Below are 26,822 nucleotides of genomic sequence, written 5' to 3'. Positions count from 1 at the left end.
CTGAACGTTCTGGGCTGCGTGCTGCGCCGCTGAGCGATAGGCAAGCCAGCACACCCGACACGCTCCACATCATCAGACGCGGAAATCCGCCGCCATGTCTTCGTCGCTGCGCGCTTCCAGCTTGCCGCTCCGGCATGCCCGAATGAACGTTTCATAGTCTTTCAGATTCTGGACGGCGTAGGCCAGCGCGTAATCCGTGAGCGAGTCGGCGAACCGTCCGCCGCTGCCCAGGTAAGCCGCGATTTCCACGGCCTTGCCGCCGCCCTTGGCATGCGCGCGAGCCAGCGCCCAGCCGCACAGGCGGGCATAGCCCTGCAGGATCGTGCTGCTCATCCGCTCGACTTCCGCCGATATTTTCATGTCGCGCAACTGCCGGAAATAGAAATAGCGACCCGCCGGACCCGTAGTCCAGCCGAGAAACGAGTCGCTCGCGGCTTGCAGCAGGCGCTGACCGGTCACCACACGCTCGCCTTCGTGCGCCTGGATATCGCTCGTGAAATAGCGTGCAACGACCGACTGTCGAGCCTCTTTCACCTGCAGGAAAAGCGGCTTGCCATGGCTGTCGATAAACAGCATGACCAGGCAGAAAGTGCCGACACTGCCGACGCCGACGACCTTGAACGCGGTGTCCTGAAGCTCGAACTGCGCGATCAGTTGCCTGCGTTCGGGCGAAATGGTTTGCAGATAGCGATCGAACGCGCTGGCAAGTGCGCCTTTCCACTCGTCGCTGTCGGTCCATTTCTGCTCGGTGCCGAGCAACGAATTCGGGCCGCCAGGATGGAACAGGGCCGGCGGAGCATCCTGAATCGTCCAGCGGCCGTCGCGCTCGGTGGCCATCTTGCCCAACATGCTCTCGTGCGTGCGGCCAGCGGCCTTTTCCATGGCCCGGTTGATCAACTGGCGTCCTTCGCTGGTGGCGGCAGTCTCGAGCATCCGTTCAAACGTGACGATCTCGTGCCAGAGTTCGAGCGCGCTGCATTCGGCGTACTTGTGCATCCGGTCCCGATACTCGTGAATGGCCGTCGCGACGATATCCTTGATCGATCCTCGATCGACACCCATCTGTTCGCCCGCCACCGCAAAACTGGCCGCGAGCCGTTTGACATCCCATTCCCACGGGCCGGGTGCGACTTCGTCGAAATCGTTGAGATCGAAAACCAGTTGCCGTTCGGGTGTTGCAAAGCCTCCGAAATTCATCAGATGGGCGTCGCCGCAAACGGGAATCGTGATGCCCGAATAGCTCGTGCCGGACAGATCATGAGCCTGGAGGATGGCGCTGCCGCGATAAAACGTGAACGGCGAGACGGACATGCGGCCATAGCGCAACGGAACCAGCGAGACGACTCGCCCCTCGCTATTCTCCTGCAACAACTGGACGGGGTCCCGGTCTACATTGCCGATCATCGCGTTATTCGAGCGTGGCGAACGTTCCCGCGCCTGCTTTCCCGCTGCCTGCCTCTCAGCTACCGACTGGACTGTGGCCATGCTGGTCTCCTTTATCCTTTGTCTGATTCGGGCATTGATTCGCAGGCAATACGGCCAGTGTTGTGCACATCGTCCTGATGACGTGTCCATTGGCTCGAAGTGGCGAATCTCATTGCGCGGCTCTTGCAATAGCATCCAGAAATGCCTTGGCGATGAACGGCTTGATCAGGAGTTCCTGGGAACCGGCGGTCGCGACCGCGCTGCGCGTCGCCGGGTTGTCGTGAGACGTGATGAACACGGCGGGCGGCCGTGGATCAGCGAGTTGTTCGTAGAATTGCGGGCCCGACAAGCCGGGCAGTTGAACGTCGAGTACGAGGCAATGCGGCACGCGAGGCTCGTTCGACTGCGCGTAAGCCTCAGCACTGTCGAATTGCAGCGTGTCGAACCCGGATACGCGCAACAGGCGTTGCAGAGCGCGACGCATGCCCGCGTCATCTTCGACGATCACGATCAGGTGTCTGATTTCTTCCATTGGCCGCAAGATCCTTGCGTCAAGTATCGCGTGCGCCAATCTTCGGGGCTATCCGGGAATCGGGCAATCCGATTGCCCCTCGGGGCAAACCACGACCAGTCCCCGGCGTTGGCTGCACCCTGATGGAACCTGTCGCGCGGGGTCGGCCAACAAGTGAACAGGCAGCAGCACCGCCCCTCGCGGAATCAGGGCTTAGGCAGCGATAACGTCGTACTTATCAGGTTTTGCGGCACCACCCGAATGATGCCGTGTCGCGGACTGTCTATATCCGCGATCAGCATGAACGACAGCGATACGGTGATCGGCATGATTAGCAGAAGACGTCCCTGGTGTTTCGAATTTTCCGCGCCATAGCCCACCAGCATATTGGCGAACACGCCTATCGAGAGCAGCAATATCCACGCGGCCACCGGGACGCGATTCCACCACGCAGCCTGCGTATAGCCCTGCGTGTTGATGACGTCGTTCATGCCCGCGACCGCGAGCGCGGAAACGGGATTCGGCTGGGTCAGGGCTCCGCTGGCCGCCGCGTTCCACAATTTGCCTTGCAGATTCGCCGTGGCGGCGTTGATCTCCGCGAGTCGTTGTTCGTCCTCGGCCTGGTAGAACTGGATTCGCAAGTCGAGATACCGGGCGAGATCCGTGCGAATCGCCGCGGCCGCGCTGGCCGGCAGAAGATCGGCCCGAATGAATTCGGTTCCGATGGCGTTGGCTTCTTCCTCTTCATAATTTTTCCGCTGATCGTAGCGGTTCACCGCCATGGAGAGGCTGAAACCGATGACCAGCGCGAGCAGCGTCAACGTCGCGGATTGAACCAGTTTGAAGTCGTCGCGCGAGGTATCGCCGATTGGCATGCGTGGACGCAGCACCGCGCTGCCGATCCAGCCCGCAGCCGACATCAGCACGAGCGAAATAAAGAACAGGACGATGGGATGTCTTATGAGTTGCTGCATGCGTCCTCCCATAAGTTGCTGGTTGCTCGCAGCGCCATGCGCGAGCGGGCGGCTCGCATCGCGGTGGTCCGGTTACCGCGTTTTACACCGGCAGCGGTCGGAACGCACGACACCAGAGGTGCGATTTAAAAGCGCGATCGCGCAACCAATGTAAATGATCATCCCCCTGAAAGGAAAGGACTGGATCCGATGTTGCCCCACGGGGCAACCGGATTGCCCTAACTACCTATGGTGACGTGCGGGTGGATGAACAACACTCCGAAAAGCTCGTTGGAAAAAGTCGTAGCCGTCCGCGCATCTGGATCCAGGCCATCTGCCGGGAAAGATATTGCCTAACGCAATCGATCACTGCGGTCTGTTTCGTCCATGCAGCTGAGCCGGCATTCCATCCTCCGCGCCGTCGTGCGATTCGTGTCGCAAAGCGGCACAGCGCCTGACACCGGTTCGCAAATCGCGACCATCGATTGCCATCGACGTGCTCGCCACCGGTGCATCCGGCTTCTCGTTCAAGGATTGCTTTTGGCGAGCGCTCAATGGCTCGTTCCTGGCAGTGCCGTGGCACAAAGCGCGTCGACTTTTACCGGGCCGGACGTGCAACGTCGCGCGAACGCCGTGCTCGCGCTACTGTCTTTCTCAGTCACGCCCGATCTGTCGGCGAGTACGCTGGGCATTCGCAATGGTTCGACCGGCAACCCCTCGTTGAACATGACCCAGTTCGGCGGCGGCTTTACGCTGAGCCAGAGCTTTCCGCTGTACCTGGAAGGCGCGCTCGGCGGGTCTCGTTACGATCCGACGTTTGTCACCTCGAACGGGCAGGAGCAGCGCGCGCTGCCTACACGCTGGACAAACGTGGCAGCGACGGGCGGAATCGGCTGGGACTTTCCGCTGAACGAAAAGAAGGATCTGGTCATCCGGCCGATCTTCAATTTTTCGTTGGGCGAGGTGTTGAGCGATGCGAGCGCCGCGCAATTCCTGATCAACCACAAGACGGACAGCAACATCGACTTCATCCGCAACGGTTCCCTCAGTGCGTATGGCCTTGGCGGCTCGCTGATGCTCGGCTGGTACCCTCGCCAGGAGCCTTATGAGTTCGATCTGGAACTGCGCTACACGAACATTTATCTGCAAAGCTTTGGCTCTTCCAGTGCGGTGCGGGGCTCGGCCAGCGCGCAGTCCACCAATCTTTATGCACGCTGGCGCGCGCCGACCGGCTTGCTCGCATTGCATCGGCCACTGCGTTACGTGCTCGAGCTGTCCCATTCCACCTACCTCGGCAGTCAGGCGAATATCCTCGGTTTCAATCAGCTCACGTCGCTGGGCGCGGGTCTTGAAATCGATACGGGCGCTGTGACGAAGCTCTTCTCGCGCTTTCGAATCGTCGCGCGTTATGCGTTCGGCAAGGACGTGACGGGTGCATCGCTGGGGCTGGCGCTCAGCTTCTAGGCGCGAAATAGTCTATTCGCAAAGGACCGTACCAAACGACGCTGCGAGTCGGGCGTGGTTGCCTCATACACCCGCCGCGCGTACTCGCAGCAAGCGCATGTGCATTTCGCTTTCGCGGCCGTACGTTGCCGCCTTCAGTCGAGCACGATAGAGACCAGCGCGAACGTGCCGAGAGCCGACACGGCGATGGCGATCCAGAAAGCGAGGTTCCATTGCGGCACGAGCCCCTCGCGACGTAACGCGCTGACCCGGCGCGCGTGCTGAACGACGGCGGCAAGCAGGGCCACGGTACCGATTACGACCATCGCCGTGCCCACCATGCGCGGCGACCAGGTTCCACCAAATCGGCCGACGATGGGCGCGCCGTTCTCATGCACCAGGTATTCGAAGAATTTCGCCAGCGTGAAGCCGAAGCTGATCATCGACAGCGATGTGCGAAGCCATGCCATCAGTGTGCGTTCGACGGCGAGAAAAGTGCGCTCGACCGCCAGCGAGGTTCTCGCCCGCGTTTGCAGCGTGCCCTCGTCGGGCTTCACGACTGCGGCGGCATCGGTGCTCGGTATCGCCGCAGGATCGCGGCCGCCAGGCAATGTCATGTCGTCTCCTTCATGGCGAGCCGGAGAGGAGGGCCGAACGGCGGCGTTGCCATCTCACGTAAGGAATGACCAGCACGGTACACAGCAGAAGATAAAGCGCGAGCGTGGGCGCAAACTGCTCGCCAGGGTAGCTGGCCGTCGAGATGGCCAGCGCAATGGCGGGATGGCGCGAAGCGGTCGACAGCGCCAGCACCGACGCATGCTCCGGCGCCGGACCGCCGAGCCAGTGACCGACGGCAAGACCGACCACCACGAACGCCGCGATGGACACCACGGTCCACAGGCTGGTGGTCAGCCAGATCGCGTGCCACGTCGTCGCGAGCAGGACGAGCGACGCCGCGAGCAGCAGCACGGTGGCGAAGCGGTGGATGGGCCGGCTCACGCTCGCGGCGATACCTGGCATCAGCTTCGCGACGACGAGCCCGAGCGCGAGCGGCGAGATGATCATCTTCAGGACGATTGCCATGATCGCGACCGGTCCGACGCCCTGTGGCAGCGCGAAAAGCCAGTCGAGGAGCACGAGCGTAAGCGGCACCGTGACGATCGACACCAGCGCGAGCACGACGAGCAGGCCGAGGCTATAGGGTGCGATGCCGCCCGCTTTCTCCTGCTTTTTGGGTAGCATCGGCGGCACGGGCGAAATGGCGAGCGCCGTGAGCACGACGGCTGTCGGCAGCCGCAGATCCAGAAAATAGACGCACACGCCCACTAGCAGCGGCATGAGCACCAGCATCGCGATGAGCGAGCGTAGAAGCAGGCCGGGCCGATGGACGATATACAGCATATCGTCGCGTTTAGCCTGAAGGCCGTAGGTCAACACCGTCCCTGCGATCGCGATCTTGAGCGCGAGGAGAATCAGGGCCTTGGCGTCCATGGCCTATCCTGGTGTCCGGGGAAGAACGGACTCGGGGGACATTAGCAACGACGCCACCCGAGCCAGGCCGTGCGCAATGAGCACGAAGGAGCAATCAGCGATGACCACCGCCGGCGGCGTCGGTCATCTTGTCGATCACCTGATCCACGCCGAAGCTGGCCGCTTTCTGCCTTGGCGGGAAGGCTTTGAACGTCTGCAAAAATTCGCCCACGCCAGCCTGCGCCGGCACAAGGATGAAGGTGTGGTCGAGCAGCCAGTCGTAATAGGTGTTGGACGTTATATCCGCCCGCTCATAGGGGTCCGTGCGCAGGTTGAAGATTTTCGGCACGCGCAACGTGACCAGTGGCTCCGCCCAGATTCGCAACGTGCCTGCCGTGCGCTGTTCCATGAACACGACTTTCCAGTTGTCGAAGCGCAGACAGGCGAGGTCGCCGTCGTCGGTGAAATAGAAGAAGCCCTTACGTTCAGGTTTCTTCGCCTTACCGGTGAAGTAGGGCATCAGACTGAAGCCGTCCAGATGCACCTTGAAGGTCTTGCCATTGGCCTCGAAGCCCTTCGTCAGTTTGTCCTTGACGTCGGGGTCGCCCGCCGCGTCGACGATGGTCGGCAGCCAGTCGAGGTGACTGACGATCTCGTTGCACACCGTGCCCGGCTTGATCACGCCCGGCCAGCGAACCAGACAGGGCACGCGGTATGCGCCTTCCCAGTTCGAGTTCTTCTCGTTGCGGAACGGTGTCATACCGGCATCGGGCCACGAGTTCATGTGCGGACCGTTGTCGGTGCTGTACATGACCATCGTGTCGTCTGCTATGCCGAGTTCGTCGAGTAGCGCGAGCATCTCGCCGATATGCTTGTCGTGTTCGATCATGCAGTCGTGATACTCCGACTGCCAGCGTCCCGCCTGACCGCGAATCCGGTCCTCGATATGCGTGCGGAAATGCATATGCGAGGTGTTGAACCAGACGAAGAACGGCTTGTCTTCCTTGTGCGCCTTCTGGATGAATTCCTTGGCGGCCGCGAGAAACTCGGTGTCGACCGTTTTCATCCGCTCGCGCGTGAGCGGACCGGTATTGTCGATTTTCTGGCCGCCCTTGCCGTCCGACCAGCAGTGCAGCACGCCGCGCGGGCCGTACTTCTTGTGAAAGTCGGGAAACTCTTTGGGATCGGGATAATCGGGCAATTCAGGCTCTTCCTCGGCATTCAGGTGATAGAGATTGCCGAAGAATTCGTCGAAGCCGTGCACGGTCGGCAGATGCTCGTCGCGATCGCCGAAGTGGTTCTTGCCGAACTGGCCCGTGCTGTACCCGAGACCCTTGAGCAACTCGGGAATGTTCGGATCTTCGGCGCTCATGCCGAGCGGCGCGCCAGGCAGGCCGACCTTGGTCAGTCCCGTGCGCAATCCGCATTGTCCCGTGATGAACGACGCGCGACCGGCCGTGCAACTCTGTTCGCCGTAATAGTCGGTGAACACCATGCCGTCCTCGCCGATGCTGTCGATATTGGGCGTGCGGTATCCCATCACGCCCTTGCTGAAGATGCTGAGGTTGGACTGACCGATGTCGTCTCCCCAAAGGATCAGGAAGTTGGTTTTCTTCTTCGCCGCCATGAAAAACTCCTTTGCGTAGAGCCACCGTAACCGGTAGCGAAACTCTCGCGACCCTGTCGTCGACGGGTCTGCAAGAGGTCGTATTGGCTGTCGGACTTAACCGGGAACCGTGTCGCGAACGACGCAACGAAAGCCGACATGGCAGGTGGATGTATCGACCGGTTGCGCCATCCGGGCGGCCGGCCGATAGCGCCTGCAGTAATTCGGCGCGCACAGGTACGAGCCGCCTTTCATCACCTTGCGTGCAATCCTGACTTGAGGGGAGCGCGCATCGACACTTGCCTCCCGCGTTCCGCCGCGCGGATTGTCGAGCGTGCAGCATGCTTTCACGATCTTCCCGTGGTCCTGATACCAGTCGCTGGTCCACTCCCACACGTTGCCCGCCATGTCGTACAGCCCATAGCCGTTCGGCGGAAAAGAGCCGACCGGCGCGGTCCATTCGTAGCCGTCTTCAAGAAGGTTCTGCCACGGGAATTCGCCTTGCCACGTGTTGGCCATCTGCTGGCCGTTGGGTGTGAATTCGGCGCCCCAGACAAACTCGGCGTCGTCGAGACCGCCGCGCGCGGCGAACTCCCATTCGGCTTCGGTGGGCAGGTCCTTGCCGGCCCACTTTGCGTAGGCTTCGGCGTCTTCGTAAGTGACATGCACGACGGGATGGTCGAGGAGCCCGTCAAGCGAGCTGGCGGGGCCGCGCGGATGGCGCCAGTCGGCGCCGCGCATATAGGTCCACCAGTTGTAGTGATTGCGCAGATCCACACGCCCGGGCGGTCGGGCGAACACGACCGAGGACGGCTGCAGCAACTCGGGCAGCGCGCCCGGATAGTCGTCTGGATTAGCGGGGCGCTCGGCTGTCGTGATGTGTCCGGTAGCGTCGATGAAGCGCCCGAATTCGGCGTTCGTCACGGCATGGCGGTCTATCCAGAAGTCGTTCACGCGCACCTTGTGCGCCGGCGCTTCCTCCGGGTAATGATGATCCGATCCCATGACAAACAGGTCGCCGCCAATCTGGACCATACCCGGTGGCGCGGCGGGCGAATTGGGCTCGATGTTGTCGTTGGTCGCTTCGGGTGAGGGATGGACCATGATCAGCCAGCAAGTTGGATTGCAACGACGGAACGGGCAAGACGAAGCGCGCCATACACGTATGGCGAGTCCGCTCGACTAGCGTCGGGAGCGCCTCGTACGGATCATCAGTATCGGAGCGGCGGGACGCTTACGCTATCCGGGGAAGGGGCAACGAAATTGCCCGTTGGGGCAATCTGACCGGGCCTGCTCCTACCGATATGGAAGATCGGCTCGGCCAGCCTCACGAGTTCGGCAAGCGAATGGGCGTTCAGCTTGTGCATCAGGTGAGCCCGGCATGTCTTGATGGTCCGCTCGCTCAATGCCAGTTCGGCGGCGATCTGTTTGTTGAGCCGCCCGGTCACCACGCCACGCAGCACCGCCCGCTCGCGATCGGTCAAGGGCGTTGCGAAGGGTTCGGCCGTGCTTTCCGGGGGCGACTCTGGAGCCGTTACTGCGACCGCACTCTCGACCGCAGCGAGAAGCATCTGCGTGTTGATCGGCTTGAGGAGAAAATCCCGGGCCCCTGCCTTGATCGCTTGCACGGTACTGGGAATATCACGATGCGCGCTGATGAAAACAATCGGCATTTCGCGTCCCAGCCGATGAAGCGCATGCTGCAATTCGAGGCCGCCGGGGCCGGGAAGCTCGAGGTCCAGAATCAGGCACGCAGACCGCACATCGGGCTCGGCCACCAGAAACTCTCCGGCTGACGAGTAAGCCTTTACCCGATACCCGGCCTGCGTGAGCAGTCGGGTCAGCGCGGTGCGCATGGATTCGTCGTCGTCGACTACGTGAACGACGGTGTCGATAGGGTCACTCACAAGCGTCCTCCCTGTATCGTTGGATGCTGCTGGGTCAGGTTCGTCTCGGCGGCGCCATGCCGGCTGGCCCGGCGGTTCGCAGCATGAGCCGGCGTGCCGCGCTCCGGCAGCCACACCCTGAAGACGCTGCCCCCGCCGTCCCGATCCGCAACGGTGACGCGGCCACGGTGGGCCTCGACGATGGTCCTGACGATGGATAAGCCCAGGCCCATACCGTGCGGCTTGGTCGTATAGAGCGACTCGAACAGTCGCTTTTTTTCTCCCGCCGGAATGCCGTGGCCGCGATCGGCCACGGTTATTTCGAGCCCGTTGCCGCTCTTACGTGTCGAGATCGACAGGATGCGTGCAGACGGCGGCGTCTCCTGCATCGCGTCCAGTGCGTTGATGGCGAGGTTGAGCAGGACCTGCTGCAACTGGATCCGGTCACCTTGAAGTTGAATCCCGCCCGCGTCCAGGCTCGCTTCGATTGTCACGTTGCGGCGCCGCGATTCCGGGCCGAGCAGGGCGAGCGTTTCAGCGACCGTATCGTCGATACCTACCGGACCGAATGCCACCGACTGTTTTTGCAGCAGGGTACGCAGACGTTGCACCACCTCGTTGGCGCGCAGCGCGTCGCGCCGTACATCGGCCAGGATGGCGTGCAATTCCTCGAGATTAGGCTCGGGTTTGTCGATCATCATGCTCGCGGCATCCGCGTTGCTGAGAATGGCCCCTAGCGGCTGACCGACTTCATGGGCAATCGAAGCGCTCAGTTCGCCCGCAGCCGCGAAGCGCGCTGCACGCGCCAGTTCTGCGCGCCGAAGGGTGGCCTCATCCTCCGCGACATGCCGCCCGCGACGCTGCCAGAGCAGTGCAGCAATCGTCAGGGCCTGCATGGCTAAAACCGCCAGCGCGAGCACGACGGCGCCACGATACTGACGCCAGATCGACGGCGGTACGTCGATCAATTCGCAATCCGGCGGCAACGAATCGGCGCGAAGCCCGAGTTTTTCCAGCCGTGTCACGTTCGCGACGCAATGCGACGCTCCCATCGACGTCATGGCACCCGGTGCCGCCTGCTTGCCGAGCAATATCGATGCAGCAAGTTCGCCCGTGATCTGGCCGTTTTTCCTGAAGCTGATAACGGACCCGCCCGTCAGGCCGTACGGAAGATACGTGGGATACCAGCTATAGATGGGTGCGCCGGACACCTCGGCCATTGGGCCGACGACTTCGTAGGGAAAATAAGTACGGCCTTCACGATCGCGGAACATGCCTGCGTACAGGACCGCGCTGTGCCTGTCGAGCGTTGCGAGACGCTGGCGCAGTTCGGGCAACGACAGACCTCGCCAGACTTCGACCCGCCATTTGTGGCTAGTGCGTTGCGCCGCGACGGCGGCAGCCCGGTCCGCGCCGTCGCGATCGAACTCGCTGACGCCGCCTACTACCACCAGACGGTGCGCATCGGGTTGGAGGCTTTCGGCCATGGCCAGCGTACCGTCGATGTCGAGTCGCATCGGCACATGCGCGAAGTCGGGGGGCAGTCCCGCGAGCCGGCGATCATCGATGCTGGAAATCACGACCGGCACGCCAGGCCAGATTTCCGCGTGATATTTGCGCGTGAACTCCAACGCGAAGTCGGCCAGTCCAATGACGATGTCGACCTGCCGGTGCTCGTACTTCCGTCTCATCAAGGCAAGGAAGTCGGGCATTAGCGCGGCACTGTCGAAGCGCAAGCCGTCGAGCGAATCGGTATAAAAATCCACACCGTCGGGCGCAACTGCGGAGAGCGTGCTACGAAGAGTCTGGATCTGTTCGAAGGCCGCCGGTAGAGAGGGGTCGGCACCTGGCAAAATAACCACCCGCCATGGATGCGCGTAAGCACCGGGCGAGGCGCTCAATATCAGCGCAACCAGAAAAAGGAAAATGATGTGTCGCGGCAATACTCTGCCCTGGCGCATTATTTGGGCCGAATTTTTCCTGCTAATGTCCTCGTACACGAATTCAGGGAAGTCGCGCATGTCCACGCTATGTCCGGGCGGCTTGTAAGCTTATTTAACATCGTGACAATGTGGTCTTATCGTTTTTCTGGTCGATTTTTCCTTCGCAGAGTAGTGATTTTTTAATCACTTGGTTTTGCGAAGTAGTGCCGTTACGGTATCCATATCATCCTATATTAGTCCTTTACATAATGACAAGGTGCTTTGTGGGGGCGGAATGAAATGGGGGAATGGTTTTGCTTTATTCAGTAACTAAAGAATTGGTTCGAGAGTTGATTCTATGAAAAGCCGGCATCGCATTTCTATTCAGGCAATGGGGGCGCTGGCAGAAGGCAATGGTATAAGTCAGGCGCAAATTAAATCAGCGTCTTGAGAACCTTCAATACGAGGCCTTGCATCGGCAACTGCATGCCTGCAACAAATAACATGGGCAAGACAGCCGGAACGGCGATAGCAACGATGCCGCGCTTGCCAATCGGAAATGAGCGCATATTCTGGACCGCCGCATAGATGGTCTGCACATCGGCAACGGGGCCCAGTTCGGCCGCGTCAAGAATAGCGGGCGAGCCGATCTCTTCACCTTGCACCCAACGTCGATGCACCAGCCTGCCGTGGTGTCCCACGAGGCTGCCGTAGTCCATCATTGCCTTGCGCCTCGTGCTTCCCAACACTAGCGCAAGCGGCACCATCGGCAGAAGAAAAACGATCGTGACCAATACCGCGCTAGCCACCAGGGCGCCTTTGATCGCCATTACCTGCACGTCGTGATACACGACTTCGTGCGCGAACGACGCGGCTGTGACTGCGGAGACAGCAAACGCGACCGGGCTGAAGACGAACATGATGCGCTCGAAAAAGCCGAGGCCGCCCACGCGATCCGGGTGCGTGGGCACCAGCGCCAACGGAAAGCGCGCGAGTCTGAAAGTGAGCACGCAGACGAGGCACGCGCGCCATAACCAGGCGAGCAGAAGCGCGGTGAAAATCGGCCGGATTACCAGCACGAACCACCAGCCGCCGAAAGTCATCTCCGCGCCGCCTTCGCCACCGGCAGTCGCCCACGATATGTCCTCGAATTGCCGGAAGACAGCGCCCGCGCTGGACCATGCAATCACTGCGCCGATAATGAGCACCCACGGGAGAACACCGTTCCTGAGCTTGATCACGCTGGCAATCAAGGCCCGGTATAGCGGAATCTTCTCCGTTGGTACGAGACCCGACTGCACGAAGTAACGCAGCAACGGCGGCACGGATTTCTGCGCTACGTCTTCTGCGAAGATGAATAACGGAATCGCCACGAGACAGCGCACGTGAATGCCGAAATGACCGAACAGAGTGTCCGCGCCGTCGATCGAGTTGCCTCGACCGGTGGCGACGGCCCATATCACGAGTGGTAGCCAGGTGATCGCAGCGAAGATGACGGCGCGACGGGCCGTCCCCATCCCTTTTGCAGGAATCAGTCCAAGCTTGCGCTGGAAGCGAAACGCGAGGTCGTCGCGCACCAGTGAGAGTTCGACTCCAGAGACGTCACTGGACGTGTCGGGTTCGGCGGCGCTACGGTCTTCGGAAATGGCCATGTGCTGCTCCGTTGCAAGATCCGCTTGCTCGCACCGCCGCGGCGATCAGATTGATGAATCTCCCGATCAGAAGACTGCGCCGGTTGCCGTCGAACTGCAACTGGCTACGTGTTCGGTTCGCAAGGCGGTACCTGTGTCAGATCCGCGTACTCAGCCGTCATATTCGCGTGGCTGTCAGGTCGTGCGCTGAGCCTGTGCGTGAAGATCTCCCGCCTTTCTATCGAACGCTCGGATCAGGATGGGACGTGCGCCTTCGCTCCTCATCGAGCGAAGGTCTCATTACAGACCGCCCCTCGAAAACCGGGTCCAGCGATCGACCCAAAACAAGGCGTGCACTGGCTTTTTCGCACCGTGCTGTCGCATTTCAGGCACCGTTCTGGCGAATTTTAAGCAAATGCTAAAGAAAAAATTTCGCTGGTCGATAGGATGACTGAGGGGGTTCCCTCAGTCGGACCCAACCCGGGTTCGACGTTCCGTGCACGGAGACAAGCAGTGAAACGTCAGGCATACCGCACCCTGAATAAACGCTTTGCGATCGAGTGCTTTCGCCGATGAATCGCAACCCGTTCTTCCATTTTCTCGGACGTCTTCGCGTCGGCCGCAAGTTGCTGCTGATTTATCTGCTCGACCTCAGCGCGGTGGTCTACATCAGCGGCATTCTGATCCACGAGAAGTACATTGCGATCGACTTCTCCGACAAGGAACTGGTTGGCAATGCCTACGTTGCAATCGTGCACGATGCGGTCATCGACTTTGCCATGGCGGGGGCGGGCCAGCCGCGGACCGCGCCTCACTCGCAGGAAACCGCGAGTAAGCTCGCCGACGCCGAGCACCGCTTCGGCGCGAACATGCAAAGCGCGGAGATAAACGAAAAGGTCCGCACGGCACTCGCCGCGATCTCGACACCGCACGCGAGCGCAGCGACGGTGGACGATGGACTCGAAGCGACGCGCGCGCTGGTGACGCGAATCGGCAACCAGTCCAACCTGATTCTGGACCCGGACCTCGACAGCTACTACGCGATGTCGCTGTCGATTCTGCGCTACCCGGAACTGCTCAACGACATCAACCGGATCGGCCGTCATCTGCACAATGCCGGCGCGAGATTGCACGACGCACCGATGAGCCGCGACGAGATGCGTACCCGCTACCTCGTGCTGGAGGGGCAACTCGATGCAGTACTGCAGGGGCTACGCTCCGACTACGCGGAAGCTTCGGCGGCGAACGGCACGCTGAGCGGCACGATCGGACCGTCGATTGCACGCATGCTCGCCGCCATCGAAACCTATCGCCATGTGGCTGGCGCAGCGGTCGACAATGGCGCGGACACGGCCACGCTGGCCGCGCTCGATGCCGCGCAGCAGCAGGTCATCACGAGCGTGAGCGACGCGTGGAGTATGACCGGCAGTCAACTCGAAAGTCTTCTGCATGCCCGCGTGCGCGGTCTTTTTCAGCGCATGTGGCTACACCTCGGGACGGCATTTTTTCTGCTGTGCGCGATTCTCAGCATGGTGTATTTCGTCGCCCAGCAGGTGTCGCGCCCGTTGCGCCAGCTTGCGCGTGTGATGGATACCGTACGCCGCACAGGCGACCATTCATTGCGCGCCAACTGGCACAGTCAGGATGAGATCGGCCAGCTCGTGCGAGGCTTCAACGACATGCTGGCGCAGCTCGACCGCGAGCGCGACGTGCAGAAGGAACTCGCTGCGACCGCGAGAGCGTCGGCGGCGCAATACGCGCTCGTCGAAGCGACGCCGGTGCCGATGGTCGTGACCGCGATTCCCGGCCACGAGGTGCTGCATGCGAACCGGCCCGCGCTGGCCTGGCTGAACGGCTGCACGGTTGACCCATGGGGCTACGGGCTCGACTCCGAAGTGCGCGCGCGGTTTTTCCAGCAACTCTCCGACCGCGACGCCGTGGACGAATTCGAGGTGCGCTGGCTGGCCAGTGGTGAACCCACGTGGGCGATGCTGTCGGCGCGGCGCCTCGACTTCCAGGGACGCGACGCGGTGTTGACGGCTTTCACTCCCATCAACCAGATCAAGCTGATGGAGCAGCGGCTGGAATTGTGGGGCAAGGTGTTCGAAGCATCATCCGAGGCCATTCTGATTCTCGATGCACAACGACGGCTCGTGACCGCCAACGCGTCGTTTTATCGGGCCACTGGCTACCGTGCCGACGATGTCGCCGGCAAGGAGCCGGCTTTCCTTTTCGGCGCGCAGGAGCAGGGCGATATTTTCCCGTCCGTCATCGATTCCGTCGACCGTCTGAGCGCGTGGCACGGCGAAGCGCAGGTGCGGCGGCGGGCGGGCAGCGACTATCCGGCGTGGCTGATGGTGAGCGCCGTGCGCGACCGCCGGGCGAATCTGTCGCACTACATCTGCACGTTGATCGACATCACGGACCGCAAGAAAAGCGAGGCGCGCATCCAGTTTCTCGCCGAGCACGACGTGCTGACGGAATTGCCGAACCGCGAACTGTTCGTGAAGCGCCTGGGCGTCGCGCTCGCCAATGCGCGGCGCACGGGCCAACGCGCCGCGGTGCTCTTCATCGACCTGGACCGTTTCAAGAACATCAACGATTCGCTCGGTCATCATATTGGCGACAATCTGTTGCGCTCGGTGTCGCGACGACTGCTGCAAGCTGTGCGCAGCAACGACACGGTTAGCCGGCTGGGTGGCGACGAGTTCACCGTGATCCTCAACGGTGTGAGCAACACGGCGGACGTGACGCGCGCCATCGAAGACCGCCTGTTGCCGCTCGTGCGGCAGCCGCATGAACTTGGCGGCGCTGCGTTGCCGGTGTCGTGCAGTGTCGGCGTCGCGCTTTTCCCGGACGACGGCGAAGACATCGAAACCCTGATGCAGAACGCGGACGCCGCGATGTATCAGGCGAAAGCGGCCGGCCGCAATCTCGTCAAGTTCTTCTCGCCCGATATGGCCGAACGCGCGCGCTACCGGTTGACGCTCGAAGCGTGTCTGCGCACGGCGATTACGGAGCGCGAGTTCCGGCTTGCGTATCAGCCGTGCGTCGATGCGCGCACGGGCGAACTGGTTGCCGTCGAAGGTCTATTGCGGTGGAACAGTCCGCAGATCGGCACGGTGTCGCCGGTGCAATTCATTCCGGTCGCGGAAGATACGCGGCTCATCATCCCGATCGGTGCATGGGTGATCGACGAAGCCTGCCGGCAACTCGCCGAGTGGGATGAAGAGGGGCGGATGCATTTGCGCGTGTCGATCAATCTGTCGGCGATACAACTGCGCGATCCAGATCTGCTGGAGACTCTCGCGGACAGTCTCGCGCAATATCGCGTCGCACCCGAGCGGCTCGAACTCGAGATTACCGAGACGGTGCTGATGGACAACGCGGAGAACTATCTTCAAACGATTCAGGCGATCCGCAAGCTTGGCGTCAAGATTTCCCTCGATGACTTTGGTATTGGTTACTCGAGTCTCAACTATCTGAACCGGTTTCCTCTCGATCGCCTGAAGATCGACCGTGCGTTCGTACAGGACATGCTCGATGCACCGGCCGATCTCGCGATCATTCGGGCGATCGTCGAGCTTGGACATGAACTGGGTCTTCGGGTGGTTGCCGAAGGTGTCGAGAGCGAGCATCAGGCGCGCATTCTGCGCAATATCGGATGCGATGAACTGCAGGGTTTCCTTTTCTCGAAAGCTTTGTCGCCTGCTGAATTGTGGTACTGGAGTAGCGCGCGGATGGTGGCGTGAGTGGTTCCGCGCTCGATGCACGATGGTGTTCCTGCAATCGTGCGCGGACTTCTTCTGGTAACTGAATTGGAAGGGAAAGCGCTGGCTGGGTCATGTTCAGGCAACTCGACTGCCTTCGCGAATTGCACTAACAGTGCCGCCAGTTTCTATTTCGCCTGAGACTCTTCGAGAGACTGCCAGCGCTTGTCATCCATCAGCAGCTTGAAAAGTCTCTCGCGCTGCGCATCGGAAAACGAACTCATTCCGAGCAAGGTGGTGTAAGCGAGACCTCGTGCCGCGGCCAGGCGCACGAGCGCCATATCGGGATCTTCCGCTTCGCTACGAATCTTGCGCATGTTCACCTGATCCTGCACGCGAATCTCCTCCAGCAAAGCGGGATCTTCTACGAGTGCGGCCAGAATGGATCGCGCGACCGAATTCGGCTGGTTGATGGTCTCCCGCATGACAGCGATCTGCGAAGACAGCACGGGATGAGGGAGCGACTCCCCTTTGGCAGCGAGAAAACCGGCGGCGAACGACTCAAAATGTTCCCGCTGATAAGCAAGCAGGGCTTTGAGGACGCCGGCTTTGGTGCCGAACTGATGCAGCAGGCCGCCTTTGCTGATTCCACTTTCGCGCGAGAGCGAGTCGAAAGTCAGTCCACCGGGACCATCGCGCGTCAAGATTGCCAAAGCAGCCCTGATGGCGGCGCTGCGGGATCGCTCTGAACGGGTCGCGTTGTCCATGTCTTCCTGTGTGATGTAAAAGTGTACGCACCAACGGCGGTCACTGTGCCGCCCGGGTCAAAACCGCGAGATTAACAGATTGACCCGCACGGGAATCACATCGGGAATCAGGTTTGATACCGAAAGGGGCAGGCTGGACGCGCTGCGAACCACTGCGTTCGATCGTGCTTCTGTCGCTGAGAGATAACTGCGCCTGTTAGGGGCGCTCACGCCCACGCAGGGTTAAAGCCGGCCAGTGACGACATCACACAGGCCCCTCGCAATCCGGCCCATGCATCGGCGACCGGCAGTCGCGCAACTCCGCAGTCTCTTTAGCAGAAACAAAACGCGGCGTTCCAGGTATTCCGCCGATGCCGGTCAGTGCAGTTGAGCCACCAACGCGTCAGCTCCCTTGTCCAGGCCGGTTTTTGCCGCGCCCAGCGAGCCGAACGCGGCGGCCAGGTTCATCGCATTCGGATACTGTTTCGACACATACGCTTTCAACAGACGACCGTTCGTACCGTCATACACTTCGACGGCATAAGAAACGGAGCCGCTAAATGCGGCCTTCCCACCAAAAATCGCCTGCACGCCGTTATAGACATTTCCGCCAATGTCGAAGTGAGTGAACTGTCCAACGAATGGCGTGGTCGTTTCCGCGCCGGTGAGCGTCAGCTTGACGCGCAGGCTGTCCGGACCCGCCTGCGTCGTGACGTCGAAATGTTTGGAGAGCGCGTCGGAGAAGGTTTTTTGCATGTACTCGGCCAGTACGGTTTTGTCCTCGGCCTTCATGTCGCCAAACTGATTGTCGCTGCCCTGATAGACAACGACAGGGTCCACCGTGACCTTGGTGTATCGCGACCACACGACCGGCGCGGCGTACTGGTACGGCACCTTGTCTGAATCGCCCGCGCGGTTCTTCGTCATTTGCGACGTGGACGAAAGGCCGCTATAAGCAACCGGTTGCACGCCTGCGCAGGCGGAAAGCGTCAAGGCGGTGGCGCCAGTCACGAGTGCTGCGGCGAGTCGGGTGTTCATCATTTTGTCTGTTCCAGATGGGCGAATTGGATGCCGAACGTGTGGTTCGGTACATGGAGGATCCATCGAAGCCCGCACAGTAACACTGTAGAATTCAGATGTAAACCGTCTGCCCGGTCTGTTTATGAGATTGGCTGAACCGTGAAATTTGTCTTTTTTGTGTGTTACCCCGGTGGGGAGCACCAAAGTTGATTTTTATATAAAAACAAACCAGACGGACGGTTTACAAAGAATTTCCACAATGATAGTCTTGCGCCTCATATAAATCGGCGCCTGCAAGAGGGCGTGCACGCGGTCAACCGACGCGTGAAAGCGGATGCCCAGAATGAGTAAAGCCACCTTGATCGCGTGTCGGGAGTGCGATCTGTTGCAGTGGAAAGTCTCGCCGCCGGACGGCGGTCGCGTGGGTTGCCATCGCTGTGATGCAGCGCTCTACCGTAGTCGCACGGCAAACCACGATCGCGTTCTCGCACTTACGGTGGCCGCCGCGATTCTGTTCGTCGTGGCGAATCTGTTCCCGGTCGTGGAAGTTTGGGTCAAGGGCGAACTGATGGAAAGCACGCTGGCTGGCGCAGCGTCGGCGCTCTATACGGAAGGGATGTGGCCAATCGCCGGTCTCGTCGTATTGACCACGATCGTGATGCCTTCGGTCCACATGCTGGCGGTGATCTATCTACTTTTATCGATTCGTGTCCCGCTGCTTTTTCCAACGCGTCGCCGGGCGTTGCCGCTTCGCCCCGACATTGTTCTGCGTCTGCTTCAGCATGTTGCTCCGTGGGGAATGATCGAAGTACTGATGCTTGCGATGTTGATCGCACTGGTCAAACTCCAGCACGTCGCGACTGTCGTTCCGGGTGTGGGTTTGTGCTCATTCGGCGCGGTTGCGGTACTGCTGACGGCGACCACGGCTGAACTGGACTTCCGCGAGCTTTGGGTTCGTCTGACGCGCACTCGCACTTCAGATTCCGGGCCGGTTGCAGAAAAGCTTCGACTTCGTGCGCAGAAAACTGCAGCGCGCGCGGGCGTGTCCGCGTGTACCGACTGCGGCTCGCTGTGCGCACCGTTCGGTTCCATTCCACGCCCGGAATGTCAGCGTTGCAGCAACGTCCTGCACGTTCGTAAACCGCGCAGTCTCACGCGAACGTGGGCGTTTCTTATCGCCGCCATCGTTCTCTATATCCCTGCTGTTTCGTTGCCGGTGATGGTGACGCAAACCCTGTTCCGAACCCAGTCCGACACGATACTCAGTGGTGTCGTATTTCTCTGGACTTCGGGATCGTGGTCGCTCGCCGCTATCGTTTTCATCGCAAGTATCGTGGTACCCATGCTCAAGATCTTCTCGTTGGCTTTTCTCGCTGGCAGCGTCCAGCTACGTTCCACGCTGATTCCAAAACAAAGGACGCACAATTACCGTTTGCTCGAACGGATCGGCCGCTGGTCGATGCTCGATATCTACGTCATTACGATTCTGGCCGCACTCGTGCAATTCGGTTCTATCGCAACGATCAATGCAGGCCCCGGCGCGATAGCGTTTGGCGCGGTTGTCGTACTGACCATGCTCGCGACATTGTCGTTCGATCCACGGTTGATATGGGATGCCGTGGAGACGGAACGTGGATAAGGCACCCGAAGAGAACAGTGATCACGAGATGCCCGAGTTCCCCACGGCGGTTGCGACCGGGCAATCGAAGTGGCGTATCCAGTTGATATGGATCGTGCCGATCGTCGCGGTGCTGATTGCCGGGTGGCTCGCAGTTCAGTCCGTGATGAACGAGGGGCCGACTATCGTCATCCGTTTTACAACCGGAGATGGCATCGAAGCCGGTAAAACCAAAATCAAGTTCAAGAATGTCGATGTTGGCGTGATCAAAAGTCTCGCGCTTTCCGACGATCACAAAACCGTGCTGGCGCGGGCCGATATGTCGCGAAACGCGGCGAGCATGCTGGTCGACGACACGCGCTTCTGGGTCGTTCGTCCGCGTATTGCAGGCGGCACGGTGTCGGGCATCAGCACGTTGATTTCCGGCTCTCACATCGGGATGGATATCGGCGCTTCCAGCAAGGCTCGGCGCGACTTCACAGGGCTGGAGTCGCCACCTGTGCTCGCATCCGGCACCCCAGGGCGGGAGTATGTACTGAAGAGCGCAAATATCGGCTCGCTCGACATTGGCTCGCCGATATTTTTCCGGCGGCTCCAGGTCGGCCAGGTGATCTCGTATGCGCTCGATCCCGACGGCGCAGGGATGACGCTGCACGTCTTCATCAACGCGCCGTACGATAAATATGTCACGAACGACAGCCGCTTCTGGCATGCGAGCGGCGTTGATGTCACGCTGGACACGTCGGGCGTGAAGATCGATACGGAGTCGATGGCATCGGTGTTGATCGGTGGGCTCGCTTTTGAAAACCCGCCGGAATCGACCGAAAAAATCGAAGCGGATACACGACATCAGTATGTGCTGTTCGCCAACCGCTCTGATGCAATGAAACAGCATGACACGATAGTGGACCAGTACGTGCTGAATTTCAACGAGTCGGTACGCGGATTGACTGTCGGTGCGCCGGTAGATTTCCGGGGCATCGTAGTGGGAGAAGTGGCGGCTATTTCCGCGCGCTTCGATCCTGTGAAAAAGTCATTCGATATTCCGGTCGTGGTCAAACTTTTTCCGGAGCGTCTGATCTCGCGAGAGAACTGGGACCCGAGTCGCAAGAACACGGCATCGGAGCGCAAGCAATTCGCGGACTACCTGGTGTCGAAGGGATTGCGTGCGCAACTGCGTACCGGAAGTCTGCTGACGGGGCAGCTCTATGTCGCCATTGATTTCTTTCCGTCAGCGCCGAAGGCGGCTGTGGACTGGCACAAAGAAACGCCGCAATTGCCGACTGTACCGGGGAATCTGCAGGGTTTGCAGGAATCCATCACGAGTCTGGTCGCTAAGCTGAATGCCATTCCTTTCGACGGAATCAGCAAGGATTTACGCAAGACAATCAATGACGCGGACGGACTGCTCAATACGATGAATTCGGATCTTGCGCCCGATGCCAAGGCAACGTTGGCGGCGGCGCGCGAGACGCTGACATCCGCAAATCGTGCATTGCAAAGTGATTCGCCGTTGCAGCAAAACACGGTCGAAACGATGCAGGAGTTGTCGCGTGCGGCTGTGTCGGTCCGCTCGTTGGCGGACTATCTGGAGCAGCATCCAGAGTCGCTGATTCGCGGCAAGAAGGCGGATGCGCGATGATCAGAAAGCCAGAATTTCCAGGCGCATCAGGTCGCGACAAGCCGCTCGAATGCGTTGATGGCCGGATAGCGAATCGCTGGACGCCCGATACCCGGCTTGGAAAACAGCTCAAGAACTACCCGCTGACAAACTGACGCGCCGCGCAGCGCAAAGAGCCCGCCGCCGCTAGAACCGGTTGCGCTGGCTCGGATCGAATTTCGGATCGGGCGATCTTTGTGTCTGGCGGAGCACGCCCTGATCGTCGAAGTAAAAGTGATAGATCAGATGTTCAATGTTGTTTTCCATGTACCGGTATGACCACACCTCCCGGTTCGTTCTCTTGAAGTAGCCGGTTTCGAAAGGGCGGCCAAAGTTGACGAGCACGTCATTCCGGGTCCACTTGCCGATTTCGGCGCGATGGAATTCGCTGTCCCGAAGTACCTGTCGAACTCCTAGCACTTTGCCGGAAGCGTCGAGGTCGGCCGCCGTTGTCGTCGAACCCATGGGCTGGGTCGGCCACATCAAGCGCTTTCCCCCATCCGGCAGATCGTAGGTTTCCTTGGGCGGTCCCAGCCGGGCAATCAGTTCGGACTGGTCTGCTCCCGCCTCAACCCGTTGATGCGGCTCGGTGCAACTCGCGAGCATTAACGCCGCAGTGCACGCGCTGAGAAATGCGAGTCGTTTAAGCATGGAAGTACTCCGCTAACATGATCGGCCCCGAACATAGTCGGTTTCGCGGAGTATCGCGCCGTGGCTTATGAGCGGGCGTGTCATCTGTTTGACCTAATCGCGGACGGTAGGCTGCCGGTCCGGGCACGGAACTCCGTCATGCTTCAAATACCCCGCCTTTCATATATCGCAAAGCATTCCCTGCTTGATATAGGTCCAAGGTCCGATGCCAGCCGGTGCCCGGGAGGCTCATTCTTGACGTGATTGCTTGCCGACGCACGTCGCAGCGTGGTTCGACTGCGCGGCCTGCATGGTCCTGGGCCCGCCACGACTGGTCGCCAGAGAGAGGGTTGTGGTCACCTGCGGGGGAGACAAGTTATGTTGATCGCACCGGCTACCCGACGGTTATGGGCTAGAGAATTGCTCGATGTTCTGATCCGCGCGGGACTCGTCGCTGTTCTGGCCATCTTCTGTTTCCGGATTTTCGTTCCGTTCCTCAACCTCATGGTCTGGGCGTTAATCCTCGCGATCACGCTGTATCCGGTTCAGGTGAGACTCAGGCGCACCTTCGGCGGCAAGGAAGGCCTGATCGCCTCGCTGATCGTTCTCGTCGCGTTTGCGGTGATTCTCGTGCCGACCTATCTGCTGGGCGTCGCTGTAGCTGCATCGATCGATCATGCGATGGCCGCGTTCAAAGCCGGCACCTTCCGCGTTCCGCCACCCACGCAGGCAATCGCCAGCTGGCCGCTGGTAGGCAAGCTCCTGTACGACTACTGGCTGCAGGCCACGACAGACCTCACCGGCCTCGCGCAGAAGTTCGCACCCCAACTCAAGGATGCCGGGCTCGCGCTGCTCGGAATGGTCACCGGGCTCGGCGCGGGGCTGCTGCTCTTTTTTGTCGCGTTGATTGTCGCCGGGATCCTGATGGCGCACGGTGAGAAAGGCCACAACAGCGCGGTGCAGATTGCGTCGCGTATCTCAGGCCCGGAGAACGGCCCGCAGATCGCCGACCTGTGCACCGCCACCATTCGCGCGGTCGCTCAGGGCGTGGTCGGCATCGCGTTTATCCAGATGCTGTTGATCGGTATCGGATTCGTCGTCATGGGTATTCCGGGGGCGGGTCTGCTTGCGCTCGCCGTGCTGCTGCTCGGGATCATGCAGTTGCCCGCCACCCTGATCACGATTCCGGTGATTGTCTTCGTGATCGCCACGCAAGGGGTGAGCACCGTCACGGTCATCTTCGCCGTGTATGTGTTCGTCGCGGGTCTGGCCGACAACGTCCTTAAGCCATTGCTGCTGGGCCGCGGGGTCGCCGTGCCGATGCCGGTGGTGCTGATCGGCGCGCTCGGCGGCATGGTGACGGGAGGCGTCATCGGCCTGTTCATCGGTCCCGTGATGCTCTCGGTGGGCTATCAGCTGTTCTGGCGCTGGGTCAGAGACGACGCCAGCCCGGAGCGCCTGAAGGAAACGACGCCCGGCTGACGATGACGGGGTTCGCCCGTCAGTGCATCCACGCTGCCGGTCGAAAACGACATTGGGACAGAACGTCTGTCCACCTCGCAGCGGGTGCGGCCGGCTCGGTGCGGGCATAAGACCAAAGGCCGATTTACGCGTCGGCAGAGAGTCGTCATCGTGGTGAGGTCAAAAGTGAACCACGAACACTCACTGCTCCCAGCACCCCCGTGAACGACAGGCTGTCACCGCTCAGGGAATATCAGGAGACTCGACATGGAATCCGCCGCAAGGCTTGTACCGGCGTTCGGCCTCAATCAGTTCTTTTCGGCTGCGGAGGCGCGGGTCGATCACTGGCGCAGCCTGAACCGGATCGTGCGTGCGTTGGCCACCCAGCCGCAGCAGGATACCGTCGGCCTGCGCGATCAGGCGCTGGAAGTGCTCAATGACCTCGCGCCGCTGGAAGATCTGAACGGCTATCCGGGCCCCTATCTGATGGCGCAGCTGCATGAACGACTCGCAGCGGGCGAGTGGGATACCCTGTCGCGTCTCGTGCAGCGAATCAGTGCAGCACTGATGTCGAACAGCTACCGGGACGACAAGGAAGCGTGGAAAGCGGAGGAGGAAGGCGAACTGCGCCTGCCGGATTTCCTTCCGCCTTCCATCGGCCACGGGCAAAGCCGTAAGCCCTATTTCGAAACGCTCGTGGTGGCCGCCGGCGAACGGTCTACGTGGCCTGATATCCGCGAAAGCTTTCACCGCCTGCGTCGCAACGACGACAGCTTCGTCTACGAAATGGTCGTGGTCGGCAGCTTCGAGGACGCGATACTCGCTACGATTTTTAACTACAACCTGCAGTCGGTGGTGATTGTCGATGGTTTCAGCTTTGCGTCGCAATATACGTCTCCTGCATTGCGCGACATCATCGTGCGCAATACGCCTGCAGGAACGGGCGCACGGATGGACGACATGGGTTCGGCGCTGGCTCGGCTCGTGCGGGGGCTGCGCCCGGAACTCGATGTGTTTCTCTCCACCGATCGCGACGTGGCCCAATTGGCGGGCTCGGATGCCGCCGCCCCCCTGCGCCGGATCTTCTACGGCGCGGAAGAACCGATGGAGATTCATCTGGCCATCCTGGACGGCATCCGGGACCGCTATGAAACGCCGTACTTCGACAACCTCAAGCACTACGCCGCACGCCCGATCGGAACCTTCCACGCGCTGCCGGTGGCAAGAGGCAAGTCGATCTTCAAATCGAACTGGATCCGGGACATGGGCGAGTTCTATGGCGCCAACCTGTTCCTCGCCGAATCGTCGGCCACCACGGGCGGGCTGGACAGCCTGCTCGAGCCCACCGGCAACATCAAGGCGTCGCAGGACAAGGCTGCGCGTGCGCTGGGGGGAGACCGCTCCTTCTTCGTGACCAACGGCACCTCCACGGCCAACAAGATCGTGCATCAGGCGCTGCTGACGCCGGGCGATATCGTGCTGATCGACCGCGACTGCCACAAGTCGCATCACTACGGCATCGTGCTGGCAGGTGCGCAGCCTCTCTATATCGACGCCTATCCGCTCACCCAGTACTCGATGTACGGCAGCCTGGCGATACGCCCCATCAAACAGGCGCTGCTCGCGCTGAAGGCCGAGGGCAAGCTCGATCGGGCCAGGATGCTGGTGCTGACCAATTGCACCTTCGATGGCCACGTGGCCAATGTCGAACAGACCATGCTCGAATGTCTGGCCATCAAGCCCGACCTGATTTTCCTCTGGGATGAAGCCTGGTTCGGCTATGCCCGCTTTTCGCCGCTGCTGCGAATGCGCACGGCGATGGGCGGGGCCGCGAAACTGCGCGAGCTGATGCGCGATCCCGCGTACCGGGAGAAATACGAAGCCTTCAAACGATCCTCTGCCGACTTCGAACCGACCGACTCCCGGCTGCTCGACATGCCGCTTCTGCCTGACCCGGATCTGGCCAGCATCCGGGTCTACGAGACCGACTCGATTCACAAGTCGATGTCAGCTTTGCGCCAGGCGTCGATCATCGTCGTGGCCGACGAAGCTTTTCACACCGTCGAGGCACAGTTCAAGGAGGCCTTCTTTACCCATACGTCGACTTCGCCGAACCTGCAGATCATCGCGTCGATCGACGTGGCCCGGCGGCAGATGGAGCTGGAGGGATACGAACTCGTACAACGCGCGATTCAACTGGCGATCGAGATCCGCAAGGAAATCAACCATCATCCGCTGATTTCCCGCTTCTTCCGTGCGGCCACCCCGGCGGAGATGATCCCCGACGAGTATCGGAGGTCCGGCTTCGCGGATTACGGAATGGCCGGAAAGACCATCTCCGATGCCACGCGAGCGCTGCGCGAGGACGAGTTCTTTCTCGATCCCACGCGCATCACACTACTGTGCGGCAACGCGGGTTACGACGGTACCCGTTTCAAGGGATTGCTCGCCGAGTCTTACGACATCCAGATCAACAAGACCTCGCGTAACAGTGTGCTGGTGCAGATCAATATCAATAACACCCGCAGCGACATGGCGCATCTGATCAAGGCGCTCGCCGACATTTCACGCTCGCTTGAACGGGAGTTGGATCAAGGCGGCGAAAGCGTGCGCGCGGGCTTCGAGGCGCGCGTCAAGGCGCTCGTCGAGGATGTCCCGGAACTGCCGAACTTCAGCCGCTTCCACAATGCGTTGCGCGAGAACAGCGCGAGCGCGACATCCGAAGGCGACATGCGCGCAGCGTTCTATCTCGCCTACAACCCGGAGGCATGCGAGTGGATCCGTTTGAATGACGGGCTGATCGACGATCGTCTGAAGAACGGTCCGGAACTGGTGTCGGCCAAATTCGTGATTCCGTATCCGCCGGGATTCCCGATCATGGTCCCCGGTCAGGTCATTACGCCGGAAACCATTGCGTTCATGCGCAAGCTGGATGTGAAGGAAATTCACGGCTACAACGCCGCGCGGGGACTGGAACTGCTCAAGCCGGATGCGTTGGACGCACTTCGGCGCTAGATGCGCCGACCGCAGCCATACCTGCACCGCGACGCGAGGGGTGTAATGGAGCGGCGACTCAAGCGGCTGGCGGCGAGTTTTTAAAGCCTGCCGTTCCTTATGACGGGCATCGCCG

The 26,822-nt window shown here is 60.6% G+C and carries 19 protein-coding genes; 6 read left to right on the top strand and 13 right to left on the bottom strand.

Annotation, left to right across the window (positions count from 1 at the left end; all coding sequences use genetic code 11):
• Positions 1-72: 72 nt before the first annotated feature.
• From BLS41_RS23515 to BLS41_RS23505, 3 genes are all read right to left on the bottom strand, one after another.
• Entirely contained in the window at positions 73-1,485 is a 1,413-nt protein-coding gene (locus BLS41_RS23515) for a DUF2252 domain-containing protein (RefSeq protein ID WP_074769177.1), read from the bottom strand.
• A gap of 109 nt (positions 1,486-1,594) precedes the next feature.
• Positions 1,595-1,957, bottom strand: coding sequence for a response regulator transcription factor (locus BLS41_RS23510; protein WP_074769175.1), 363 nt, complete (start codon positions 1,955-1,957; stop codon positions 1,595-1,597).
• 185 nt (positions 1,958-2,142) lie between these two features.
• On the bottom strand, positions 2,143-2,910 hold the full coding sequence (locus BLS41_RS23505) for a bestrophin-like domain (RefSeq protein WP_074769173.1): 768 nt from the start codon (positions 2,908-2,910) through the stop codon (positions 2,143-2,145).
• 519 nt (positions 2,911-3,429) lie between these two features.
• On the opposite strand from BLS41_RS23505, the gene BLS41_RS23500 reads away from it, so the two are divergent.
• Positions 3,430-4,353 carry a hypothetical protein gene (locus tag BLS41_RS23500; protein ID WP_253189743.1) on the top strand — a complete coding sequence of 308 codons (924 nt, stop codon included), beginning with the start codon at positions 3,430-3,432 and terminating at the stop codon, positions 4,351-4,353.
• A gap of 134 nt (positions 4,354-4,487) precedes the next feature.
• On the opposite strand, the gene BLS41_RS23495 is transcribed toward BLS41_RS23500, so the two are convergent.
• The 7 genes from BLS41_RS23495 to BLS41_RS23465 all read right to left on the bottom strand — a co-directional run bounded on the left by BLS41_RS23495 (position 4,488) and on the right by BLS41_RS23465 (position 12,868).
• Positions 4,488-4,949, bottom strand: coding sequence for a YidH family protein (locus BLS41_RS23495; protein WP_074769171.1), 462 nt, complete (start codon positions 4,947-4,949; stop codon positions 4,488-4,490).
• Between the two features lie 10 nt (positions 4,950-4,959).
• Positions 4,960-5,823, bottom strand: coding sequence for a bile acid:sodium symporter family protein (locus tag BLS41_RS23490; RefSeq protein WP_083380062.1), 864 nt, complete (start codon positions 5,821-5,823; stop codon positions 4,960-4,962).
• Positions 5,824-5,917: 94 nt separating this feature from the next.
• The gene (locus tag BLS41_RS23485; RefSeq protein ID WP_074769169.1) at positions 5,918-7,429 is read right to left on the bottom strand and encodes an arylsulfatase; all 1,512 of its coding nucleotides are present in this window, start codon (positions 7,427-7,429) and stop codon (positions 5,918-5,920) included.
• Between the two features lie 96 nt (positions 7,430-7,525).
• Positions 7,526-8,512: a formylglycine-generating enzyme family protein gene (locus BLS41_RS23480; protein ID WP_171910298.1), complete on the bottom strand. Its 987-nt coding sequence runs from the start codon at positions 8,510-8,512 to the stop codon at positions 7,526-7,528.
• 107 nt (positions 8,513-8,619) lie between these two features.
• Positions 8,620-9,315 (bottom strand): response regulator transcription factor, encoded by a 696-nt coding sequence (locus BLS41_RS23475; RefSeq protein ID WP_074769165.1) that lies wholly within the window; start codon positions 9,313-9,315, stop codon positions 8,620-8,622.
• Complete coding sequence (locus tag BLS41_RS23470) at positions 9,312-11,195, bottom strand: sensor histidine kinase (protein WP_171910297.1); 1,884 nt, start codon at positions 11,193-11,195, stop codon at positions 9,312-9,314. Before BLS41_RS23470 ends, BLS41_RS23475 begins: the two co-directional genes overlap by 4 nt.
• A 455-nt stretch (positions 11,196-11,650) precedes the next feature.
• A complete protein-coding gene (locus BLS41_RS23465; protein WP_083380060.1) occupies positions 11,651-12,868 on the bottom strand; it encodes a hypothetical protein in 1,218 nt (405 codons plus the stop codon).
• 551 nt (positions 12,869-13,419) lie between these two features.
• On the opposite strand from BLS41_RS23465, the gene BLS41_RS23460 reads away from it, so the two are divergent.
• Positions 13,420-16,599, top strand: coding sequence for a bifunctional diguanylate cyclase/phosphodiesterase (locus tag BLS41_RS23460; RefSeq protein WP_074769161.1), 3,180 nt, complete (start codon positions 13,420-13,422; stop codon positions 16,597-16,599).
• A 146-nt stretch (positions 16,600-16,745) separates the two neighbouring features.
• On the opposite strand, the gene BLS41_RS23455 is transcribed toward BLS41_RS23460, so the two are convergent.
• Positions 16,746-17,324 (bottom strand): TetR/AcrR family transcriptional regulator, encoded by a 579-nt coding sequence (locus tag BLS41_RS23455; RefSeq protein WP_074769159.1) that lies wholly within the window; start codon positions 17,322-17,324, stop codon positions 16,746-16,748.
• A gap of 357 nt (positions 17,325-17,681) precedes the next feature.
• A complete protein-coding gene (locus tag BLS41_RS23450) occupies positions 17,682-18,344 on the bottom strand; it encodes a DUF3313 domain-containing protein (protein ID WP_074769157.1) in 663 nt (220 codons plus the stop codon).
• 322 nt (positions 18,345-18,666) lie between these two features.
• On the opposite strand from BLS41_RS23450, the gene BLS41_RS23445 reads away from it, so the two are divergent.
• Both BLS41_RS23445 and BLS41_RS23440 read left to right on the top strand, forming a co-directional pair.
• On the top strand, positions 18,667-19,962 hold the full coding sequence (locus BLS41_RS23445; protein ID WP_074769156.1) for a paraquat-inducible protein A: 1,296 nt from the start codon (positions 18,667-18,669) through the stop codon (positions 19,960-19,962).
• Positions 19,963-19,990: 28 nt separating this feature from the next.
• A complete protein-coding gene (locus tag BLS41_RS23440; RefSeq protein ID WP_074771140.1) occupies positions 19,991-21,583 on the top strand; it encodes a PqiB family protein in 1,593 nt (530 codons plus the stop codon).
• A 165-nt stretch (positions 21,584-21,748) separates the two neighbouring features.
• Here BLS41_RS23440 and BLS41_RS23435 read toward each other — a convergent pair whose 3' ends face one another.
• The gene (locus BLS41_RS23435; protein ID WP_074769154.1) at positions 21,749-22,252 is read right to left on the bottom strand and encodes a hypothetical protein; all 504 of its coding nucleotides are present in this window, start codon (positions 22,250-22,252) and stop codon (positions 21,749-21,751) included.
• 357 nt (positions 22,253-22,609) lie between these two features.
• Between BLS41_RS23435 and BLS41_RS23430 the strand changes: the two genes are divergently transcribed.
• Positions 22,610-23,713 (top strand): AI-2E family transporter, encoded by a 1,104-nt coding sequence (locus BLS41_RS23430; RefSeq protein ID WP_074769152.1) that lies wholly within the window; start codon positions 22,610-22,612, stop codon positions 23,711-23,713.
• 345 nt (positions 23,714-24,058) lie between these two features.
• Positions 24,059-26,707, top strand: coding sequence for an aminotransferase class I/II-fold pyridoxal phosphate-dependent enzyme (locus BLS41_RS23425; protein ID WP_253189812.1), 2,649 nt, complete (start codon positions 24,059-24,061; stop codon positions 26,705-26,707).
• The last annotated feature ends 115 nt before the right edge of the window (positions 26,708-26,822 follow it).

Origin of the sequence: Paraburkholderia fungorum, from assembly GCF_900099835.1 — a bacterium.
Taxonomy (GTDB): domain Bacteria; phylum Pseudomonadota; class Gammaproteobacteria; order Burkholderiales; family Burkholderiaceae; genus Paraburkholderia; species Paraburkholderia fungorum_A.
Note: the sequence above shows the minus strand (reverse complement) of the source record. Positions and strands in the feature narration are given on the sequence as shown.